Source organism: Facklamia lactis (assembly GCF_015863205.1).
Taxonomy (GTDB): domain Bacteria; phylum Bacillota; class Bacilli; order Lactobacillales; family Aerococcaceae; genus Facklamia; species Facklamia lactis.
This window is the reverse complement of sequence record NZ_JACBXQ010000001.1, coordinates 1-20,122: the sequence shown is the minus strand read 5'-3', so window position 1 is coordinate 20,122 and position 20,122 is coordinate 1. Positions and strand designations below refer to the sequence as shown.

General features: G+C 34.7%; 21 protein-coding genes. 5 read left to right on the top strand and 16 right to left on the bottom strand.

Features of this window, described 5'->3' with window-relative positions:
- Positions 1-68 precede the first annotated feature (68 nt).
- Positions 69-950, bottom strand: coding sequence for a translation elongation factor Ts (gene tsf, locus HZY91_RS00105; protein ID WP_197113226.1), 882 nt, complete (start codon positions 948-950; stop codon positions 69-71).
- Between the two features lie 154 nt (positions 951-1,104).
- Positions 1,105-1,908, bottom strand: a complete 804-nt coding sequence (rpsB, locus tag HZY91_RS00100; protein WP_197113222.1) for a 30S ribosomal protein S2 — start codon at positions 1,906-1,908, stop codon at positions 1,105-1,107.
- A 200-nt stretch (positions 1,909-2,108) separates the two neighbouring features.
- Between rpsB and HZY91_RS00095 the strand changes: the two genes are divergently transcribed.
- A complete protein-coding gene (locus HZY91_RS00095) occupies positions 2,109-3,299 on the top strand; it encodes an Mbeg1-like protein (RefSeq protein ID WP_197113220.1) in 1,191 nt (396 codons plus the stop codon).
- A 91-nt stretch (positions 3,300-3,390) separates the two neighbouring features.
- Here HZY91_RS00095 and HZY91_RS00090 read toward each other — a convergent pair whose 3' ends face one another.
- The 8 genes from HZY91_RS00090 to HZY91_RS00055 form a co-directional block, all read right to left on the bottom strand.
- Positions 3,391-4,062 carry a hypothetical protein gene (locus HZY91_RS00090; protein WP_197113217.1) on the bottom strand — a complete coding sequence of 224 codons (672 nt, stop codon included), beginning with the start codon at positions 4,060-4,062 and terminating at the stop codon, positions 3,391-3,393.
- 5 nt (positions 4,063-4,067) lie between these two features.
- Positions 4,068-5,060: a flotillin-like protein FloA gene (floA, locus tag HZY91_RS00085; protein ID WP_197114520.1), complete on the bottom strand. Its 993-nt coding sequence runs from the start codon at positions 5,058-5,060 to the stop codon at positions 4,068-4,070.
- 1 nt (position 5,061) lies between these two features.
- Complete coding sequence (locus HZY91_RS00080; protein WP_197113214.1) at positions 5,062-5,661, bottom strand: NfeD family protein; 600 nt, start codon at positions 5,659-5,661, stop codon at positions 5,062-5,064.
- 120 nt (positions 5,662-5,781) lie between these two features.
- The gene (locus tag HZY91_RS00075) at positions 5,782-6,996 is read right to left on the bottom strand and encodes an AI-2E family transporter (protein ID WP_197113211.1); all 1,215 of its coding nucleotides are present in this window, start codon (positions 6,994-6,996) and stop codon (positions 5,782-5,784) included.
- 149 nt (positions 6,997-7,145) lie between these two features.
- Positions 7,146-9,749 (bottom strand): ATP-dependent chaperone ClpB, encoded by a 2,604-nt coding sequence (clpB, locus tag HZY91_RS00070; RefSeq protein ID WP_197113209.1) that lies wholly within the window; start codon positions 9,747-9,749, stop codon positions 7,146-7,148.
- 127 nt (positions 9,750-9,876) lie between these two features.
- Positions 9,877-10,272 (bottom strand): hypothetical protein, encoded by a 396-nt coding sequence (locus tag HZY91_RS00065; RefSeq protein ID WP_197113205.1) that lies wholly within the window; start codon positions 10,270-10,272, stop codon positions 9,877-9,879.
- Between the two features lie 35 nt (positions 10,273-10,307).
- Positions 10,308-11,129 (bottom strand): alpha/beta fold hydrolase, encoded by an 822-nt coding sequence (locus tag HZY91_RS00060; RefSeq protein ID WP_197113202.1) that lies wholly within the window; start codon positions 11,127-11,129, stop codon positions 10,308-10,310.
- Positions 11,129-11,467, bottom strand: a complete 339-nt coding sequence (locus HZY91_RS00055) for a metal-sulfur cluster assembly factor (protein ID WP_197113199.1) — start codon at positions 11,465-11,467, stop codon at positions 11,129-11,131. Before HZY91_RS00055 ends, HZY91_RS00060 begins: the two co-directional genes overlap by 1 nt.
- Before the next feature lie 151 nt (positions 11,468-11,618).
- Between HZY91_RS00055 and HZY91_RS00050 the strand changes: the two genes are divergently transcribed.
- A complete protein-coding gene (locus HZY91_RS00050; protein ID WP_197113196.1) occupies positions 11,619-12,437 on the top strand; it encodes a Cof-type HAD-IIB family hydrolase in 819 nt (272 codons plus the stop codon).
- 470 nt (positions 12,438-12,907) lie between these two features.
- On the opposite strand, the gene HZY91_RS00045 is transcribed toward HZY91_RS00050, so the two are convergent.
- Positions 12,908-13,921, bottom strand: a complete 1,014-nt coding sequence (locus HZY91_RS00045) for a YitT family protein (RefSeq protein WP_197113193.1) — start codon at positions 13,919-13,921, stop codon at positions 12,908-12,910.
- A 21-nt stretch (positions 13,922-13,942) separates the two neighbouring features.
- On the bottom strand, positions 13,943-14,383 hold the full coding sequence (locus HZY91_RS00040; protein WP_197113189.1) for a hypothetical protein: 441 nt from the start codon (positions 14,381-14,383) through the stop codon (positions 13,943-13,945).
- Positions 14,384-14,543: 160 nt separating this feature from the next.
- On the opposite strand from HZY91_RS00040, the gene HZY91_RS00035 reads away from it, so the two are divergent.
- Positions 14,544-16,433, top strand: a complete 1,890-nt coding sequence (locus tag HZY91_RS00035) for a fructose-1,6-bisphosphatase (RefSeq protein ID WP_197113186.1) — start codon at positions 14,544-14,546, stop codon at positions 16,431-16,433.
- Positions 16,434-16,573: 140 nt separating this feature from the next.
- Positions 16,574-17,431: a class II fructose-1,6-bisphosphate aldolase gene (gene fba / locus HZY91_RS00030; protein WP_197113184.1), complete on the top strand. Its 858-nt coding sequence runs from the start codon at positions 16,574-16,576 to the stop codon at positions 17,429-17,431.
- Between the two features lie 408 nt (positions 17,432-17,839).
- Here the strand turns inward: fba and HZY91_RS00025 are convergent, their stop codons facing one another.
- The 4 genes from HZY91_RS00025 to HZY91_RS00010 all read right to left on the bottom strand — a co-directional run bounded on the left by HZY91_RS00025 (position 17,840) and on the right by HZY91_RS00010 (position 19,753).
- On the bottom strand, positions 17,840-18,316 hold the full coding sequence (locus HZY91_RS00025; protein ID WP_197113182.1) for a HEPN domain-containing protein: 477 nt from the start codon (positions 18,314-18,316) through the stop codon (positions 17,840-17,842).
- 82 nt (positions 18,317-18,398) lie between these two features.
- On the bottom strand, positions 18,399-18,854 hold the full coding sequence (locus HZY91_RS00020) for a hypothetical protein (RefSeq protein WP_197113180.1): 456 nt from the start codon (positions 18,852-18,854) through the stop codon (positions 18,399-18,401).
- A gap of 123 nt (positions 18,855-18,977) precedes the next feature.
- The gene (locus HZY91_RS00015; protein ID WP_197113178.1) at positions 18,978-19,178 is read right to left on the bottom strand and encodes a cold-shock protein; all 201 of its coding nucleotides are present in this window, start codon (positions 19,176-19,178) and stop codon (positions 18,978-18,980) included.
- A gap of 410 nt (positions 19,179-19,588) precedes the next feature.
- Positions 19,589-19,753: a CsbD family protein gene (locus HZY91_RS00010; protein ID WP_197113176.1), complete on the bottom strand. Its 165-nt coding sequence runs from the start codon at positions 19,751-19,753 to the stop codon at positions 19,589-19,591.
- Between the two features lie 134 nt (positions 19,754-19,887).
- On the opposite strand from HZY91_RS00010, the gene HZY91_RS00005 reads away from it, so the two are divergent.
- Positions 19,888-20,122: transposase (locus HZY91_RS00005; protein WP_197113173.1), on the top strand; the 235-nt coding region annotated here is incomplete at its 3' end.

The window sequence follows — 20,122 nt, the reverse complement described above, 5'->3', positions numbered from 1 at the left end:
CACCTTTCCTTTTTTTCTTAAAAAAAGCCCCAGCATGAACTGGGGAATATGAATCAGTTGTTAAATAACTATTTATTCATTTGAGCTGCAACTTCATCCGCAAAATTGTCTGAACGTTTTTCTAAACCTTCTCCAACCTCAAAGCGAACATAATCTGTCACTTTTCCACCTTTGGATCCAACATAATCCGCAACTTTTTGGTCTCCATCTTTAACAAAAGCTTGCTCATTTAATACTACTTCACTGTAGAACTTACTCATACGACCTGCCACAATTTTATCCACAATATTCTCTGGCTTTCCTTCATTTAAAGTAATTTCGCGTTGAACACTTTCTTCACGCTCTACTTCAGCCGGATCAACATCTTCACGGTTAAGATACTTAGGATTAATAGCTGCAACGTGCATCGCAACATCTTTGGCAACAGATTCATCTTGAGAACCAGCTACCACAGTCACTACACCAATACGTCCTCCCATGTGTGCATACTCACCAAACGCATCTTCATCTGTTTTAGTTAGCAAAGCATAACGACGGAAAGAAATCTTTTCTCCAATAACAGTTGTAGATTCTGTAATTAAGTCAGCAATGGTTTGACCATTAACTTCTAATGCATTGGCAGCATCCATATCTGCTGGTTGTCCTTTTGCAATTGTTTCAGCAACAGTTTTTACCAATGAAACAAATTTTTCGTTTTTAGCAACAAAGTCAGTTTCAGCATTAATTTCTACTAATGCTGCTACGTTTCCTTCAACATGGCTTGCTGTTAAACCTTCAGCTGCAATACGATCTGCTTTTTTAGCCGCTTTTGCTAATCCTTTTTCACGTAAGTAATCAACAGCTTGATCCATATCACCATCGACTTCAACTAAGGCTTTCTTAGCATCCATCATACCAACACCTGTCATATCACGTAATTCTTTGACTTGTTTTGCTGTTACATTTGCCATTGTATAAATCCTCCTTGGAATATCTTACTTGGTTACCACCTTAACTAGTATATCAAAATAACCTGACTAGCTAAAGCACAAACTTTAATTTTTAAAAAAAGCTGCCATTAAGCTGCAATGCGCAACTCAACAACAGCTTAGTCTTTGATCGTTATTATTCAGCTTCTGTTGCTTCTGCTTCAGTCACTTCTGTATTTTCAGTATTCTCTTCTTTATTTTCAAATAGGTTATCAAAGAACTCTTTGTCACCTTGCTCATCCGTATCAACATCGATTTGACCTTGATTAGCCTCAATGACTGCTTCTGCCATTGCAGTTGAAATTAATTTAATTGCACGAATCGCATCATCATTCGCTGGAATAACATAGTCAATTTCATCTGGATCACAGTTTGTATCAACCATTGCAACAATTGGAATATTCAATTTTTGAGCTTCTTGAACTGCAATACGTTCTTTACGTGGATCTACAATAAAGATAACATCCGGTATTCTTGGCATATCTTTAATTCCACCTAAAAACTTCTCTAGACGATCCCATTCTTTTCTTAACTCTACAACCTCTTTTTTAGGTAAGACATCAAATGTTCCGTCGATTTCCATTTTTTCAATTGCTTTCAAGCGACGAATACGTCCTTGAATCGTTTCCCAGTTGGTTAACAAACCGCCTAACCAGCGGTGGTTAATGTAAAATTGCCCTGCTCTTTCTGCTTGTTCTTGAATAGCTTGTTGTGCTTGCTTCTTAGTTCCCACAAAAAGGACAACCCCACCATCCATTGCAGAGTCACGCATATAGTTATATGCCTCATCCACTAATTTAACTGTTTTTTGTAAATCGATAATATAAATACCATTACGCTCAGTAAAAATATATCGTTTCATTTTTGGATTCCAGCGACGTGTTTGGTGTCCGAAATGTACACCTGCTTCTAATAATTGTTTCATTGAAATTACTGCCATACAAAATTCTCCTTTGGTTTTTTTATTTTCCTCCGCAAGTTTCACCTAGTATGTAGACTTTCAGCTGAAAGCACCCTACAAACTATCCATTTGCGTGTGAATTGTGCATAAAGCACTCCTAATACTTTATAATAAGTTAGTTGAATTTGCAAGTCTTTTCTTTCATAATAAAACTAAACAATTTGCTTAGGAGGGGTGATATGTCTAGTATGCATGATTATATTCAAAAATATGGCCATCTAACTTTTAAAGAAGAAGCTTTTAATGAAGTAGATGCGTTAATTTTAAATGAAATTGTTTATTTACCTATTGAACATTTTATCAGTCATGATTTTGATAAGAATAAAGCAATCTCTTTAAAAAAACTTTTTCAGCTCTATCAGCCTTTAGCTCAATACTTTATGGACCGCAATGCTCCGCTAGCCTCACTCCATCGCACAGGTTTAATAGAAGCGATCGCAGATTCTGCTCGTTATCAATCCATTCAACTCCTTGCTTTTCAAAATAAAATTGATTTTAAAATCGAAACTCAATCTGCCTATTTATGCATGATCATTGATGATCTGTTTATTAATGTTATTTATCGGGGAACAGATGATCTAATTATCGGCTGGAAAGAAGATTTCATGCTGGCCTATCAATCTTCAATTCCAGCACATCTCTTTGCCACCCAATATTTGCAGAATGTCTTGACGCATTTTCCAGAGGACAAGATTATTCTTTCTGGTCATTCTAAAGGAGGTCATCTTGCCTTATATGCAGCAGGTCAAATAAGCGAAACAGCTCTCGATCGGATACTAATTATTTATACTTTTGATTCTCCAGGTCATCACTTGGTCACTTTAAAAAGAAAAGGAATGATCCAAGCCTGTAAGAAGCAAATACGAATTGTGCCTAATGACTCAATTGTCGGTATGATGCTCTTTCACTTAAGTCAACCGATCGTTATCAAGAGCAAACTATCTGGCTTTAAACAACACGATGTGTCAAACTGGGTGATTTGTGAGCGACAACTTGAGCGAACTCATCAAACAAATGTAACCAGTCGAATGATTGACAAAGCAAATAAAGAGTGGCTCAAAAACTATTCACCAGCATCTCGCAAGTATCTTACACAGACAATCTTTACACTGATCAATGCAACTCAGGCAAGATCGATTAATGAATGGTATGCCGAACCCCAATTACACTTAAATCGGTTAAGATCAGCTTTTAATCAACTTGAGTTGAGTGAACAGAATGAAATTAAGAGTTCTGCCAAACTTTACCTTAAATGTTTGGGCAGGAGCTTCAGGGGTCATCGTAAAGAATACTTTTCATATTCTTGGATTGAAGCCAAACATAACTTTTTAAATATATTACGTTTCTTCCAATCAATTTTTGGAATTTAAAGTAATAATATCCATCAAAAATCCCCCTCAATCAAAGTTTAGATTGAAGGGGTATAATACAAAATTTTAATAAAACTTTCAATAAAATTTGCTATCTTAAGCTTTTTGGAGCTTGAAGAATTTCTGACCAAATGATTGCTTGTCTTATTTGAGATTTTGACATTTTTGTTTTTTCCTTTTTAGAACTTTTCTCCATGACACTAATATCTGTTTTTTTAATTGAATCAGGGATCGCACCGATTCTTTCGCTATCTTCTTTCTCCTCATTCGTCAGTTCCTCATCATGACTCTCTTCATTAAATATTTCATTGCTTCCACCCATTTGATTTCGGTCTGTCACAGAGTTAACTTCTTTAGCGATTTTTATTAACATTTTTCTAACCTGAGGATATTTCTCAAAATCTTGGGCTTTCTTTTGAATCGTCATTTGGCCAGATGCCATACCGTCCAGAACCTGACGGAGTAAATTCATCGGCATATGTTCTAATTGTTTCTGATATTTTTTCAAAATTGAATGATATTCAACTGGAATTTTTGCATAATACTTTTCTAAAACATCTGCTTTACTAGATCGTTTTTGTTTAAGTCGATCTTCAGGACGTTTATAATTAGCTAGTCTTCTTTGAGATGCTTTTTCAGAAGATTCTTGAGGGGAAAGTTCCATTTGACTCCACCCAGTCTCTTTTTTATCATTTTTTTTCTTTTTATTACCTGTCAAGGCTAAACCAAAGAAAACAATCGCAATGATTTCAAATAATCCCATATTTATCACTCATTTTCTGGAGTATGAGAAGCTTCACCAGCTATGGTTTGTCGCATTTTAGAATCTGCCTGTACATTTTCTAATTTATAATAATCCATCACACCCAATTGTCCATTTCGGAACGCTTGCGCTACTGCTAATGGAACTTCAGATTCGGCTTCAACCACCTTCGCTCGCATTTTTTGAACTTCTGCCACATTTTCCTGTTCTACCGCAACCGCAACTGCGCGTCGTTCTTCAGCCTTAGCTTGAGCTATTTTCTTGTCCGCTTCAGCTTGATCTGCCTGAAGTTTTGCTCCAATATTTCTTCCAACATCTACATCAGCGATATCAATGGATAAAATTTCAAATGCTGTTCCTGAGTCTAATCCTTTTTTCAAAATAGTTTGTGAGATTGAATCAGGGTTCTCTAATACAATTGAGTGCATCTTCGCTGAACCTACAGTCGTAACAATCCCTTCACCAACCCTTGCGATAATTGTCTCTTCACCAGCGCCACCTACTAAGCGCTCAATATTAGCTCTGACCGTTACTTTTGCTTTAGCTTTCACTTCAATCCCATTCATAGCAACCCCTGCAATAACAGGTGTTTCAATAACTTTAGGATTTACTGAAACTTGAACTGCCTCAAATACATTTCGTCCAGCCAGATCAATCGCTGCCGCTTGTTCGAACTCAAGATCAATATTTGCTCTTTGAGCTGCAATTAATGCATCAACCACTAGGTTAACATTTCCTCCTGCGAGATAATGAGCTTCTAATTGATTTGTTTCAATTGGAACTCCTGCTTTTGTAGCTTTAATCATTGGGTTTACAATATGGGCAGGTTTGACACGGCGTAATCTCATCCCTGCTAGGTCTCCAATTGAGACTTTAGTCCCCGAAAAATAAGCTGTAATCCATAGCCCTAATGGCACAAATCGTAAAAAGATTGCAATGAGTACTAAGGCTAGAATAAAAATGATACCTGTTGTTAATAAAGTGGAATCTGGATTAATATTATCCAATGACTTCTCTCCTCACATAAATTTTATTTTTTTCAATTTTGACTATCTTTACAGCTGCTCCAGCTGAAATCATCTGATCCATACTATATGCATCATAGATTGTATCCTTTATTTGGATCCTTCCCACTGGCTTTAAATCAACCATTGCTTTTCCAATAGATCCTACTTCTGGTAAAGTCGATTTCTCAGGAAACATCTTTTGTTTTTCTCCAACGGTCCTATCTAAAATAAAATTGGGACTAATTGATAACTCAAATCCTGATTTTATCAAAATGCTAGCCACTGCTACAATCACCATAAGACAAGCTAACAATAGCAGAGCTAAATGAGTTAAATTTTCTAATTTTAACCAGAGAGCGTAAACGCTTGCTCCAAAGCCTATTATTCCAGCTAGTCCAAAGTCAGGAATATAAAATTCTATCAGAATTAATCCTACTCCAATAATAAACAACAATGATAGAAGTATTCTGTCTTGAGTGACACCAAAGTACATCACAAAACAAATAAGTGCCAGTGGTATTACGAACCATGAATGTCTCGTAAACAGAGCTAACACAAGAAGAGAAATCCCGACCAATATGACTATGTCCAACTCTTTACCTCCTCTCTGCATTTATTATACCATGTATCCGCTCTCAGATATATGATAAAATTAGGTTCATTTAACATTTAATAGGTAAACTTGCCCTAGAGCTGCCTAATTTCTATTTTGTTAAATTTTCTGATCTTCGATATCATCCTCTACCTGCTTTAAAGAGTCATTTCGGGCCATTTTGATGAAGCTTTTGCGTTCTGCTAGAGAGTATTTCTCTCTTTCCTTCACATCTTTTCGAATGATTTTATACGTTGCCGATGCCAAGGGGACCCCTAGTAACATTCCTGGTATCCCAAATAAGCCTCCTCCAATAGTTACGGCAAACAGAACCCACATACCAGGCAAGCCCAACGATTCTCCCACTACACGTGGATAAACCACGTTCCCCTCAAATTGTTGTACCACTACTATAAAAACAATAAACCATAAAGCCTGTGGGATTGACTGGACTGAGATAAGTAACATTCCAATCGTTCCTGAAATATAAGCTCCTAACATAGGGACTAAGGCAAATACTCCAGTTAAGGCTCCAATCATACCTGCATACGGGAATCTAAATACCCACATTCCCAAAGTAACTAACATACCTAAAATAGTCGCATCAATTACTTCGCCTGTTAAAAAATGTTTGAAAGAGTCATCCAAAGTTGTCAATAAATAAAAAATACGACGGGATGTTGGCGCCTTAGTATAGGTTGTTACCAAACGAATAAATTGATCCATTAGTTTTTCTTTTGATAACAACAAATAAAAAGAGAAGATCAAAGCTAGCACAGCATTGATAAGAAAGCCCGCTAAAGAACCAACCGTCGATATAGTAGTATTAACAATTCCCGAAACTAAAGTATTACTCCAATCTCGTATATTCCTTAGCATCATGTCCCAATCGATTTGGAATCGTTTCAGAAATTCATTTGATTCGTCAGGTAACCATTCTTCTAAATTATTAAGTGAAAGTTCTAACTTTTCAAACAAAACTGGCACAGCTGAAACAGCTTCAGAAAAAACATTATATACTTGAGGGATGACTAATCCTAAAACAAATAATAATACGATAATAATTGTCAAAAAAGATAACATAATAGCAAAAGGACGTCTCAATTTTAATAGGATTGGTTTCTTCGTCTTTTTCCAAAGTACTTTTTCATATTTCACCATCAAAATATTCAAAACGTAAGCAATCGCTATTCCCGCTATAATTGGAGTTAAAACAGACCACAATTTACCAATCCAAGCAAAAATAAGCTGATAATTAAAAATTAATAATACTAATCCCGCTATGAGTAGAATATACCGCACTACTATTCGATCTAATTTTTCTATTTGCTTCATACCATATTCCTCTCCATCGTTCCTAATCTTCTTAATTTTATCACTTTTACTCAATATTTTATAGTTATCTTAAACATTAAAGAAAAAAAGAGCTAGCTATTTCTTATGTAAGAAATAGCTAGCTCATGTGATAGTAATTTGTCTCTAACTTAGTCTTTTATTGTAAAACCAAGTGAATCTTCTTTCAATTCAACTTTAATTGTAGTATTAGGATAGATTTCACCTGCGATTAAAGACTTGGCAAGTGGAGTCTCTAATTCACGGGTAATAAACCGTAGTAAAGGGCGAGCCCCATATACTGGATCATACCCATTTTCAACGATCCAATCTAACGCCTCATCCGAAAGTTCAAGACTAATGTCTTGATAATCTAATCGGTTACGAAGATTTCCTAAGAATTTGTCTACAATTCCTCGTAAATTTTCCTTAGTAAGTGGTTTAAATAGCACAATGTCATCAATTCGGTTTAAAAATTCAGGTTTAAAGTGTTGGCGTAAGGCTTGATTGACTTGAGTTTCAGCTTCAGGTTTAATATTTCCATCTTCACTTACACCTTCTAATAATAAGTGAGAACCAATATTTGAGGTCATAATTAAAACCGTATTTTTAAAATCAACTAAACGTCCTTTTGAATCGGTTAATCGACCATCATCTAACACTTGTAAAAGAATATTAAAAACATCAGGGTGAGCCTTCTCAATTTCATCTAATAAGACAATCGAATATGGACTTCGACGAACTGCCTCTGTTAATTGACCGCCTTCTTCATATCCGACATATCCAGGAGGGGCTCCAACCAAACGAGAAACCGAATGTTTTTCCATGTACTCAGACATATCGATTCTCACCATATGATTCTCATCATCAAACAATATTTCTGCTAATGACTTAGCTAATTCGGTCTTCCCTACTCCTGTTGGACCTAGGAAGATGAAAGATCCAATCGGCTTACTTGGATCTTGTAAGCCAGCTCTAGAACGTAAAACTGCTTCAGAAACTTTTTCTACTGCTTCTTCTTGTCCAATCACCCGTTTATGCAGAGTAGCTTCTAAATTCATCAATTTAGCACGCTCGCCCTCCACTAATCGATTAACAGGTATTCCAGTTAGTCGTTCGACTACTTTTGCTATCTCAACATCTGTTACTCTTTCTTGGGTTAGTCTATCTGAATTTTCATCAACGTGCTCTTCTGCTTTTGCTTCTAATTCACGAAGCTCTTGTTCAATTTCAGGAATTTCTCCATGACGAAGTCTGGCTGCTGCTTCAAGATCATAATTACTTTCAGCCTCCTCTAATTGACGCCTTGCATTATCTAGCATCTCGCGTTTTTCACGTAGTAGATTTGCAGCTTCTTTTTCAATTTCCCAACGCATTTTTAATTGATTAGCTTCTTCTCGCAAATCAGCTAATTCCTCTTGTAAATGCTCTAAACGCTTCTTACTCGCATCATCTGTCTCCTTCTTCAAAGCAGCTTCTTCAATTTCTAATTGCATCAATCGACGATTGACAGTATCCATTTCTGTTGGCATTGAATTCATTTCTACCTTGATTGTTGCTGATGCCTCATCAATTAAATCAATTGCCTTGTCAGGTAAAAAACGATCGGTAATATAACGATCTGAAAGGGTGGCCGCTGCAACGAGAGCATTGTCATGTATATTTACTCCATGGTGAATTTCATACCGCTCTTTTAAACCACGCAAAATCGAAATCGTATCTTCTACGGTTGGTTCTTGAACCAATACTCTTTGAAATCTTCTCTCTAATGCTTTATCTTTTTCAATATTTTCACGATATTCGTCTAGTGTGGTAGCCCCAATGCAATGCAATTCTCCTCTAGCTAACATTGGCTTGAGCAAGTTTCCAGCATCCATCGATCCTTCTGTTTTACCTGCACCCACGATCATATGAATTTCATCAATAAATAATAAGATACTTCCTTGAGATTCCTTTACTTCTTTTAGAACGGCTTTTAATCGCTCTTCAAATTCCCCTCGATATTTTGCCCCTGCAATCAATGATCCCATGTCTAAAGAGAAAATCTCTTTATTTTTAAGATTCTCAGGAACATCTTTTCGTACAATTCGATGAGCTAACCCTTCAATAATTGCGGTCTTGCCGACACCCGGCTCTCCAATTAAAATTGGATTATTTTTTGTTTTACGGGAAAGAATTCTAATAACATCCCTAATTTCTTCATCTCGACCAATAACTGGATCCAATTTATTAGCCTTAACGGCTTCGTTTAAATTGGTTGCATACTTACTTAATGATTCATAAGTTTCTTCTTGATTCTGTGAAGTCACTCGATCGCCTCCTCGTAATTCCTCAATTCTTTGTTGCATCATTTCTTTTGTAATACTCTTTTGCACTAGCCACTTAGTCAAAGGATTTCCTTTTTGAGCATACAATGCAAGAAGGAAAACCTCTGTTGCTAAATATTCATCGCCCAATTCTTGTGCGATTCTAGAAGCTTCTGCAATTAGCTGAGCCATTCTTTGACTCACTTGCTGCCCATATTGAATATTCGCACCCGATACTTGGCTTATTTTATCTACTTCAGATTCTATGAATGTTTGAAATGCTTTACGATCTACACCTAAATCCTCATATATTTTTGCAGCAAAGTGGTCTGCTTGTATAAAGATTAACCAGAGGTGTGGAACATCAATTTCTTGATGCTGACGCGTCATTGCAATTTGTTGTGCCTCTGCCATAGCAGTTTGCATCGTGGTAGTCATTTTTTCAATCATATGCGTCACTCCTTTTTAAATGTCAAAAATAGTCAAAGATTTTAATCTATAATAAAAGCTCTTCTCTAGAGCTCTTACTTAGTATATACCATTAGTCAAAATTGGTCAATAATTTGTACTTCTTTTTTCACTCTTTTTTTTGCATTTGCATCGGAACATATGAATTAAGAGAAATATTAATAGCCATGGAATCAAAGTCAATATCTGAGTGTGCCTCATAATGATTGACAAGAACTTCCTCAACAATTCCTACAAAACCACTTAACCAAATTAATACCTGGCTAGAATTAGCATCGTTATCTTTTTTATAAAGGTGAAACCGCTGATTAATAATTCGATCAATTTCCTGACGCTCATGAAATGCTAATACAGGGAAACCCGTTCGAATATCAGTTGCGATTAAAGAATGAGCCACTAATAGAACAATTTCAAACTCAAAAACTCCTATTTTTTCGCTCAATGTTTCTCCCATTTTGTGACTTAATTCAATCTTATGACTAATCCATTGTTTACGAGAATTCAAGCCATGCTCCTTTCTTACAATACATCAAGCTAAATTTAGAAAGGTCCTAACCTTTTTGTCATAGTCGACTGAGTAACTGTCCAGATCTGATTTTTTTCTTGATGATAAGATGCCTTAAAAAACTCTCCCATTCGGACAATTTCTTTAAAGGGCACTTTATGATCACTCGCTTCATGCAAATAGTAAAGAAATTCTAATTCCGGAGTATCTTTATACTGCTTCACAAAATCATTCGTTAAATCAAAGTCCACCACTGTGTCATTTTCACCATGCCACATAAATAAGGGGCGGTGACATATTTTTTCAACATTTCGACTTAGATCATTGTGGAAAATTAGCGGATAATTTTTTCTAACAGTTTGAATCGTCAATTCATCAGATTTTTCACTCAATACATCTAATTTTCTGGTAATAAAATCTGTAATATTAGGCGTTCCCATGAGTGAAACAGCAGCAGAAATATAAGAAAACTTACTCAATAATAATAGGCTAGTTATCGCGCCCATGGACATTCCGGCAACTCCAACAAAACGATTTGCAATCGTCTCTTGATAATGTTCAATAATGTCTTCAAATTCATTGATATTAGCAGATAAAACTTCCAAAAATTGATCTAACTCAATCTGACTTTCAATCATTCTTCGACCATGATACAAAGCATCGGGAGCGATAACTCGAAAACCTTGTCTCGCAATTTCAACAGCAAAATGAATATGTGCATCACTAGAGCCCGTCCAACCATGATAAAAAACAACCAGAGGTAAAGACTGATCTTTCAATTGAGTTAAAATAAGCTCGTTGCCTAATATAAAACCTTTAGAGGTTTTAATTTGAAAATCCTGTATAAGAATTCCCATTATAGTACTCCTAATGCAATTTTAGCGTAGCGAGATAACTTTTCTAGAGACCAAGGCGGATCAAAAGTCAAAGTCACCTCAACATCTTTAACTTCACTCACATCCTTAAAAGCTAAATTCAATTCATCTATGATAACATCTGCCAAGGGACACATCGGCGTTGTCAACGTCATCAAAATAGCCAAAGCACCTTCTGAATTAAGATCCGCGCGATATACCAAACCTAAATTCAAAATATCGATGCCAAGTTCAGGGTCAATCACACTTGAAATACAGTCTACTATTTTTTCTTGTATCGGAGTTAAATCTCTTGCATTACGCATCGTTTCTAAGTCCATACTATCCCTCATTTCTAGAATCTATTCTACCCTACTTCAATTAATTCTCCAAGATGTTAACTTGATTTATCTAACCATCTTTTATCTCAAGTTCTTTTGCTTGTTGAAGGAAAATTTTGCTATAATCAAAGAACAATCTAGGAGGATTAATATGACACAACATTTAATTGCCATTGATCTTGATGGTACAACACTTAATAATCAATCACAATTAACCGACTTAACAATCAAAACCCTTCGAAAACTCTCAGATATGGGCCATATGATTGTCATCATTACAGGAAGACCTTTCCGTACAAGTATTGGAATCTATCAGCAACTTAACATAAAAAGTCCAATGGTTAACTTTAACGGTGCCTATTGCCATTTCCCTAACCAAGAAGCTTGGTTACCCCAGTATCATTTAGAACTTGATCGAGAAATTGCCCTTGAAATTTTTAGCCATCAAGAAGAACTAGAAATTGATTTAATATGCGCTGAGGGAATTAACCAACTCTATACTTCTTCAACTAAATTACCTGATTCACCCTTTTATCCGGCTAGCGATGCGAAATATGTCAAACTTAGTAGAAAATCTCTTACCCAAAACCCAACTGCTCTGACACTTTTTTCCAGAGAAGAGAAGCAAGAATCCATTCAAAAAAGAATTCTAACAAAATACGGGGACATTGTATCAGTACGTACCTGGGGAGGAGAATTTCCAGTTCTTGAAGTAGTCAAAAAAGGGATTAATAAATCCCTTGGAGTGAAAACAATCGCTGATTTCTATCATATTCCTAGACAGAATATCTTCGCTTTTGGTGATGAAGATAATGATCTTGAAATGATCGATTATGCAGGTCGAGGTGTCGCTATGAAAAATGCTATTCCAAAAATAAAAGCTATTGCCGATGATCAGACTGATTTTACTAATGATCAAGATGGACTTGCCAAGTATCTAATCGATACCTTTGAACTCACATTCATTTAGCTATCTCTTTACAAATCGGCACTCTATTCGTATAATTTAGTTGAAGGTTAGGGAATAGCAGATAAGTTTGAGAGGAGTGAGAAAATGGATATTTTTACTAAACAAGTAAAAATCCTTTTCGTAACTCCAAGTCTTATCAAAATGCTTGGACTATCTTCACGACCACTTTTCTATGAGGCTTTAGCATCTATAACTTTAATAATTAACTCACATACCTATTGTTAGTCTCTAACAGTAGGTATTTTATTTTAGTTTTATCCTCAGTCGACAAGTGGGATAAATTAGTGAAAGGAGTGTTGGGATTGTCATTAACTCAAATTTTAAAGAAAGGTTAAGGTGATCCAAATGCTTAAAATGCACGTATCTCGTGACTAGAACGTTATCTAGTACCAATTAAAATATTTAAAAATAAGAAAACAAGCCTGTTAGAGTATAAATAATACTACAGGCTTGTTTTTCTATTCTTGCTATTAATCTTCCATATCTGGAACCTGTTCATAGAGTTGGTCAAAGTCGAGGTTAGAGCTCAAAAGACCTTCGCTATCATCAGAATCCTGCTGCTGTTCTTTTTCAACTTTTTTAACTTGCCACTTCATCGCTTTTTGTTGATCTCTAGTAAAGAAATGACCGACGACTTTTGTTGAGTGAATAATATTCACAAAAGCATTATCATCTGCTTGCTTCACTGCGTTCTGAAGAGAGAACATTTCATAACGGTTAATCACTACCATCAAGACATCTCGTTTATCCCGTGAATAGCCACCTTGACCTTGTAAAATCGTCACGCCTCGAACAATTGATTTATAAATAGCATTTACCACGTCATCCGTTTGGTTGGTCACTATAAAGGCAGTCAAACGATGCTCGCTCGTATGAATTCCATCAATTGTTTTTGATAAAACATAGATAGAGATAAGAGTATAAAGCGCATACTCCCAATCAAATAACAAACCAGAGGCTAAAATAATCAATAAATTGATCGCAAAGCCTAAAGAACCAACATTAGAACCGGTAATTCGTGAAAGAACTAACGAAATAATATCTAGCCCGCCACAAGACATTCCATATTTGATCGTAATCCCAGAAGCTACTCCAGCAATGGCTCCCCCCATTATAGCATTCAATAAAGGATTAGCTGAAACTTGAATAACTGGAATCATATTAGTAGCTATCATAGATAGAACAACTACTAAAAGTGTCATAACCGTAAAATGCTTGCCTAATTTGACCCAAGAAAGAATGATGATTGGAATATTCAAAATCAAAAATAAGTTCCCTATAGTTAGTAAAGGACCGATCACTGGAATTTGATCCGCAAAATAATTTATTATCTGCGCAATCCCTGTTGTTCCAGAAGAAAAAATATCACCCGGTACTAGAAATAAATTTAACCCAACCGCCGTAGACAAAGCAGCAACAACTGCAATAAATATTTGAAATGCAAAATTTAAGACTGGTCTTTTTTGAATATAATCTATAAACAAGCATTTTCCCCCTTTCTTTGATTATATTTTGGCTGAAGGCCCAAGTTTCTTTTCGAAATCTGCTTGTAAATTACGTGCAATCCCAGACCCAACAACTATTGTTTCATAGAGTGGATAAGGATCATGTCCAATTCTCATTAAATTACGTAGATAAATTTCTCCATCTCCTGCTAAATACAAATGATAGTATCCAGTTCGCATACCGTTTAATTCATTAATCAAGCTGAGGGCATCATTTTGTTTGCTATAATCATTCAATACATGAACATGACGATAAATAACTTGAACATCAAAATATTCTTTATCACTATCTTGAATAATTACTTCGACAATGAGAATGCGGTCTTCACTAATCCGAAATTGAAAACGATAAAGATGATTACCACCTTGAATTTCCTGATACTTAGCAGGTAACTTTTTCTCATTTAATAAAGCTTCAAATTGTTCTTTAAATTGTGTCATGATTCATCCCTCTTTTCAAATATTGGCGATTATTAGCCAATTTTTAGTATATCAAATCTGATACTTTTAACAAGGTTATTGACAAAATAGTAAAAGTTATCTAGTTTAGTAACTATAAAAGCAAACGCTTTAAAAATAGATAGAAAATGAGGCGGGAGATATGAATAAACAAGCTGAATCACAGATTGTAGATGATTTAATCGAGATTATCAATCTTGAAGCGATCAAACAATTACCAAAATCAACCGAACATTTCATTAGTGATTTACATGGTGAGTTTGAAGCTTTTGATCATTTATTAAGAAACTGCTCTGGCGTTATTAGTATTAAAGTAGCCGATCTATTTGATGACATTCTTACTAAAGAAGAACAATTAGACCTATGTTTTAATATTTATTATCCCGAAGATATCTTACTAACTGCAGATAAAACTAAGGATGAGTGGATCACTCTTTTAGACCAGCTCGTTCAAGTAACAAGACATGTCTCTAGTAAGTATACACGTTCTAAAGTTCGTAAAGCCCTTCCTAAACCTTATGATTATATTTTAGAAGAACTCATTTATCAATATGATGAGGAATCCAACAAACTCAAATATTACCACACGATTTTCAACACTATTATTGATCTCAACCTTGCTAACCATTTTGCTGTAGCTTTAGCCCTTTTAATTCAGCGTTTTGTAGTGGATCATCTTCATGTGCTGGGTGATATTTATGACCGTGGACCAAATCCAGATAAAATTGTCGATCGTCTGATGGAAATTCCTTCTTTAGACATTCAGCTAGGTAACCATGATATTATTTGGATTGGTGCCTATTCAGGCTCCATGGCCTGTCTCACCAATGTTTTACGTATCCAGTTGCGATACGGCCATACACATTTATTAGAAGATTATGAAATAGACTTATCCAGACTAGCTAAATATGGTCGAAGATATTATCAAGATAATAAAGCTTTTCACCCTCGAGGAGATACCTCCCATTTAACGCAAGAGGAAATCGATGATATCACTCTCATGCACCAAGCAATTTCCATTATGCAATTTAAAGTTGAAAGTCAATTAATTCTTCGGAGACCTGAATTTAAAATGGAGAAGAGACTTTTATTAGATAAACTCTCCAAAGATCAAACTTCTATTACTCTTGAAGGTGAAAGTTACCCTATTGAAAATGGTTGCTTTCAAAGAGTCGATCCTGATAATCCTTATGAATTGACTTTAGGAGAAGAATTGATTCTGCTCGATCTCCTCAACCAATTTCAGAATTCTTTAAAACTAGAAAGACATATTAACTTTCTAGTATTACATGGGACCATGTACAAAGCCTACAATGGAAATTTACTCTTCCACGGCTGCTTACCCTGTACCGAAGAAGGTGAGTTCATGGAAATCGAATTAGAAGACGAGCGTTTAAAAGGAAAATCATTAATGGATCGCTTCGAAAAAGCCATTATGGCTTCTTTCAGAAACAAGCGTTCCAAGGAAGATTTTGACACCGATTTAATTTGGTATTTATGGTGTGGCGAAGTGTCTACACTCTTTGGAAAACACTCAATGAAAACATTTGAAAGATATTTCCTAACCGATAAAAAAACTCACAAAGAAATTCAAAACCCGTACTATCGCTTAAGAGACTCAGAAGAATTTTGTAACAAAATCTTAGAAGAGTTTGAACTTGAGAAAAGTGGCTATATTATTAATGGCCATACACCTGTTAAAGCGCTTGAAGGAGAAAAACCAGTTAAAGCAAATGGTAAAATGCTTGTCATTGATGGAGGCTTAGCAAAACCGTATCAAAAAGTAACTGGCATTGCTGGCTATACATTAGTCGATAATTCACATGAAATATATATTTGTGCGCATTCTCCATTCACTACCAAAGAAGATGCCATTGCATCTAAACGTGACATTTTGCCCAAGCAGTTTATTGTGACAGAAAGAGCTAGACGCCAACAAGTCGCCGATACAGATATTGGTAAAATGTTAGACCAACAATCTCAAAAATTGAGAGACAATTTACCCCCTTATCATCCTGAATTACTCTTATAATTGGATAATCTATTTCTTTTCTGACAATCTTAAATAAAATTTATTTATCACAAATATCTTTAAATCAGTCTAGTGAAAGATTCTTTAATCATGTATAATGTATTCGTATCAACAACAAATTTTAAAGGAGTGTTATATAAATGAGTAGACTAGTTAATATGACAGATATGTTGAACAAGGCACTTAAAGAAGGGTATGGTGTTGGTCAATTCAATATCAACAATTTAGAATGGACCCAAGCTATTCTTCAAGCAGCTAAAGAAGCTAACTCTCCAATCATCTTAGGTGTTTCTGAGGGAGCTACTAAGTATATGGGTGGAGCAAAAGTTGTCACTGCTATGGTGAATGCACTAATGGAAACTATGGACATTAACGTTCCGGTTGCCTTACACTTAGACCACGGATCTTCTTATGAAACCTGTGTCAACGCTATTGACGAAGGTTATACATCTGTGATGTATGATGGTTCTGCTCATCCAATTGATGAAAATATTGAAAACACTAAAAAAGTTGTTGAATATGCACATTCTAAAGGTGTTTCTGTTGAGGCAGAAGTTGGTACTGTTGGTGGAGAAGAAGATGGTGTTATCGGGGGCGTAAAATACGCAGACCTTAATGAGTGTATCCGAATGGTTCAAGAAACAGAAATTGATGCTTTAGCTGCTGCGCTTGGATCTGTTCATGGACCTTATCAAGGAGAACCTCAATTAGGCTTTGATGAAATGAAAGCTATTTCGGAAGCTACAAAAACTCCACTTGTCTTACACGGTGGTTCAGGAATTCCTGAATATCAAATCAAAAAAGCAATTGAACGTGGTCACTGTAAAATAAACGTAAACACTGAACTACAACAACAATGGGCAGCTGCGGTTCGTCAAAAATTAAATGACGATGCAAAAGTATATGATCCTCGTAAAGTAATTGCACCTGGTAAAGAAGCAATTGTAGCGGAAGTAAAACGCACTATGGATCGTTTCGGATCAACTAATAAAGCCTAAATTTTAATATCCCTGCTATATAGCCCCTTAAATCTGTAAAAGATTTAGGGGGCTTTCTTTATATTTTGCTTTTAATTCTCTATACAAATATAATCATCCCATTAAAGTGTTAAGAATAATACAACAAAAAAACTTCAAGAACAGCTATATTAAGCAATTCTTGAAGTATAAAATGATTTTGATTATCTTCCACGTTCTTTTCTGATGTAAGATTCTTGTAAATTCCGATAAGTAAGAAACGCATAAAATAAACCTTTATCTACTATTATATATGCTATAAAATGCTAGTAAGTTTAAAAGACGTATTCAAAAACGTATTCAATTACAACCTTTCCACACGCCAATGCTTATGAAAAACTACCAAGTACACCAGTGCGGTTAAATATTTTTTATTTTGTATAATTTATTTTAATTAAAAACTTTTTCAGAAGAAATTATACCTTTAGAATTTTCAACTTCAATAAAATATTTATCAATTTTTTTACTATTATTAGGTAAATAGTTAAAACTTTGAAATTCAGTCAAAAACTTCTTAAATACTCTTCTTACAATTTCATCCAACTCTACTGAATATTCTTCTAAATCATGAGAATGTTTAATTTCTCCACCGTGAACATATGAAGAACGTACACCATATATTTTCTTCATTTTCTTGTATAAATCTACTCTACTATCACCTTGCTCTATGAATCTAGAAACTCTTTCAGCGCAATTATGTGTATTATTTGATTTTACTGCAAAAAGACATTCTAACACTGAAATATAATTTGCAATTTTAGCAGGTATAAAACTTTCTTTTCTAGTTGAAGTTAAATATTGTTGAGCTTTTACAAAGCTTGAATAGTTACTGATTGTACTAGATCCTTCTCGAATAATTCCCTCCATATTTTTAGAGATCTCATTGATATTTTTTTAGGGTAACAATTATGTATAACAGGCATTAATCCAATAGCATCATTAATCTCACTCATATTATATTTAACTTTTTCAAACTTACCATTTGAAAGAGAATTAAACACATTTGTTCTAATTTGTCTACCACGTTGTATATCATATTTATAAAAAAACCTAATTTAAAATTAATACAATTATCCTTGACTAACCATAAAGCTTGCGAAAATATATTTAATGTATTTACCACTCTCATAAAAGTAATATTGTCATTAAACGTACATTCTAGGAATTTATCACAAGAATAGAAAACTAGATTATTTGTTATTTCATCGAAACCTGTCGTCCCAAAAATTTGATAGTAATCTTGATCTATATTTTTAGGTTCAATAAAGAACCTACCATATCTATATGAATTAAATTCTAAATTTGTAAAAATATTCGGTAATTCTAAATATAAAATCGGAATAGTAATCTCATATTTTGTATTAAGTCCTTTATTTATTTCACTAATAAATTCTTCAGATTCCATCCCTATACGCCCCATTTCATATATCATCACCCACATTATAATCCCAAACGCTCTATATATCGATACATTTCTAAACAAAAAAAGACAATCCTTTCAGATTGCCCAATACCATTATTATTTATATTAAAGTTTAACGATATTTGAAGCTTGATCGCCACGTTGTCCAGCAACTACGTCATAAGACACGGCTTGACCTTCTTCTAATGTTTTGAATCCGTCACCTGTGATAGCTGAGAAATGTGCAAAAACATCATTTCCGTCTTGACCTGTGATAAACCCAAAACCTTTATCTGCATTAAACCATTTAACTGTACCGTTATTCATAATGTAAATCCTCCTGTGTGCGTCTTAGGCACTTTGTATTGCAATAAAACTTAATTAAACAAAAATGATTTACATACTACTATGAAAAAACGATTCTTTATTTAGTTACTTCTTACTACTTGTCCTACAATACAGGCAAAACATGTAAATGTAAAGCTACTTTACACAAATAACTAATTAAGACACCTAATGACTGTTAAATGGACGCTAAAAACCACTCTGGTCTATAATACTCATCCAACTGATGTTTATGTTCAGATGTAAAGTACTCTTACTAATTCTTCATATTGTTATCCACATACTCTCAATCTAATTTTGATTTTAAATATCTTTTCATGCCACTATGATATTCGCCACTAAATATTATACGAACAAAAAAAGCAATCCATAACGGACTGCCTGAGTTCTAATTAGTCTTTATCTTTTTTCAAACCTTCAATAGCACCTTTGATAGAATCTTTTAAATCAGTGGAAACTTCCTCAATTTTGCCTTTTAAGTTTTCTGCTTTACCTGCAGCTTCTTTTAATTTACCAGACGCTTGACCTAATTTATTATCAATATTTTCTTGACTCATCTTGAATCCCCCCATTATCTTATAAATGCACCATAACTCTTTTTATACAAAGTGTCTATTGAATCGTCTACACTTAATTGGACAAGTCTCCTGAGAGAATGTATTGTTAAATTAAGAAAGTAGGCGATTTATTTATGGCTAGAACAAGAAGAACCTTTACTCCAGAATTTAAACTTCAAATGGTCCGTTTGTTTGAAAACGGAAAATCTAAATCTGATATTATTAGAGAATACGATCTAACCCCTTCGGCGTTAGATAAATGGATTAAGAATCATCAAAATAGTGGTTCATTTAATGTTGTTGATAATCTAACTGATGAGGAAAAAGAACTCAGAAAATTGCGTAAAGAAAATCAACAATTAAAAATGG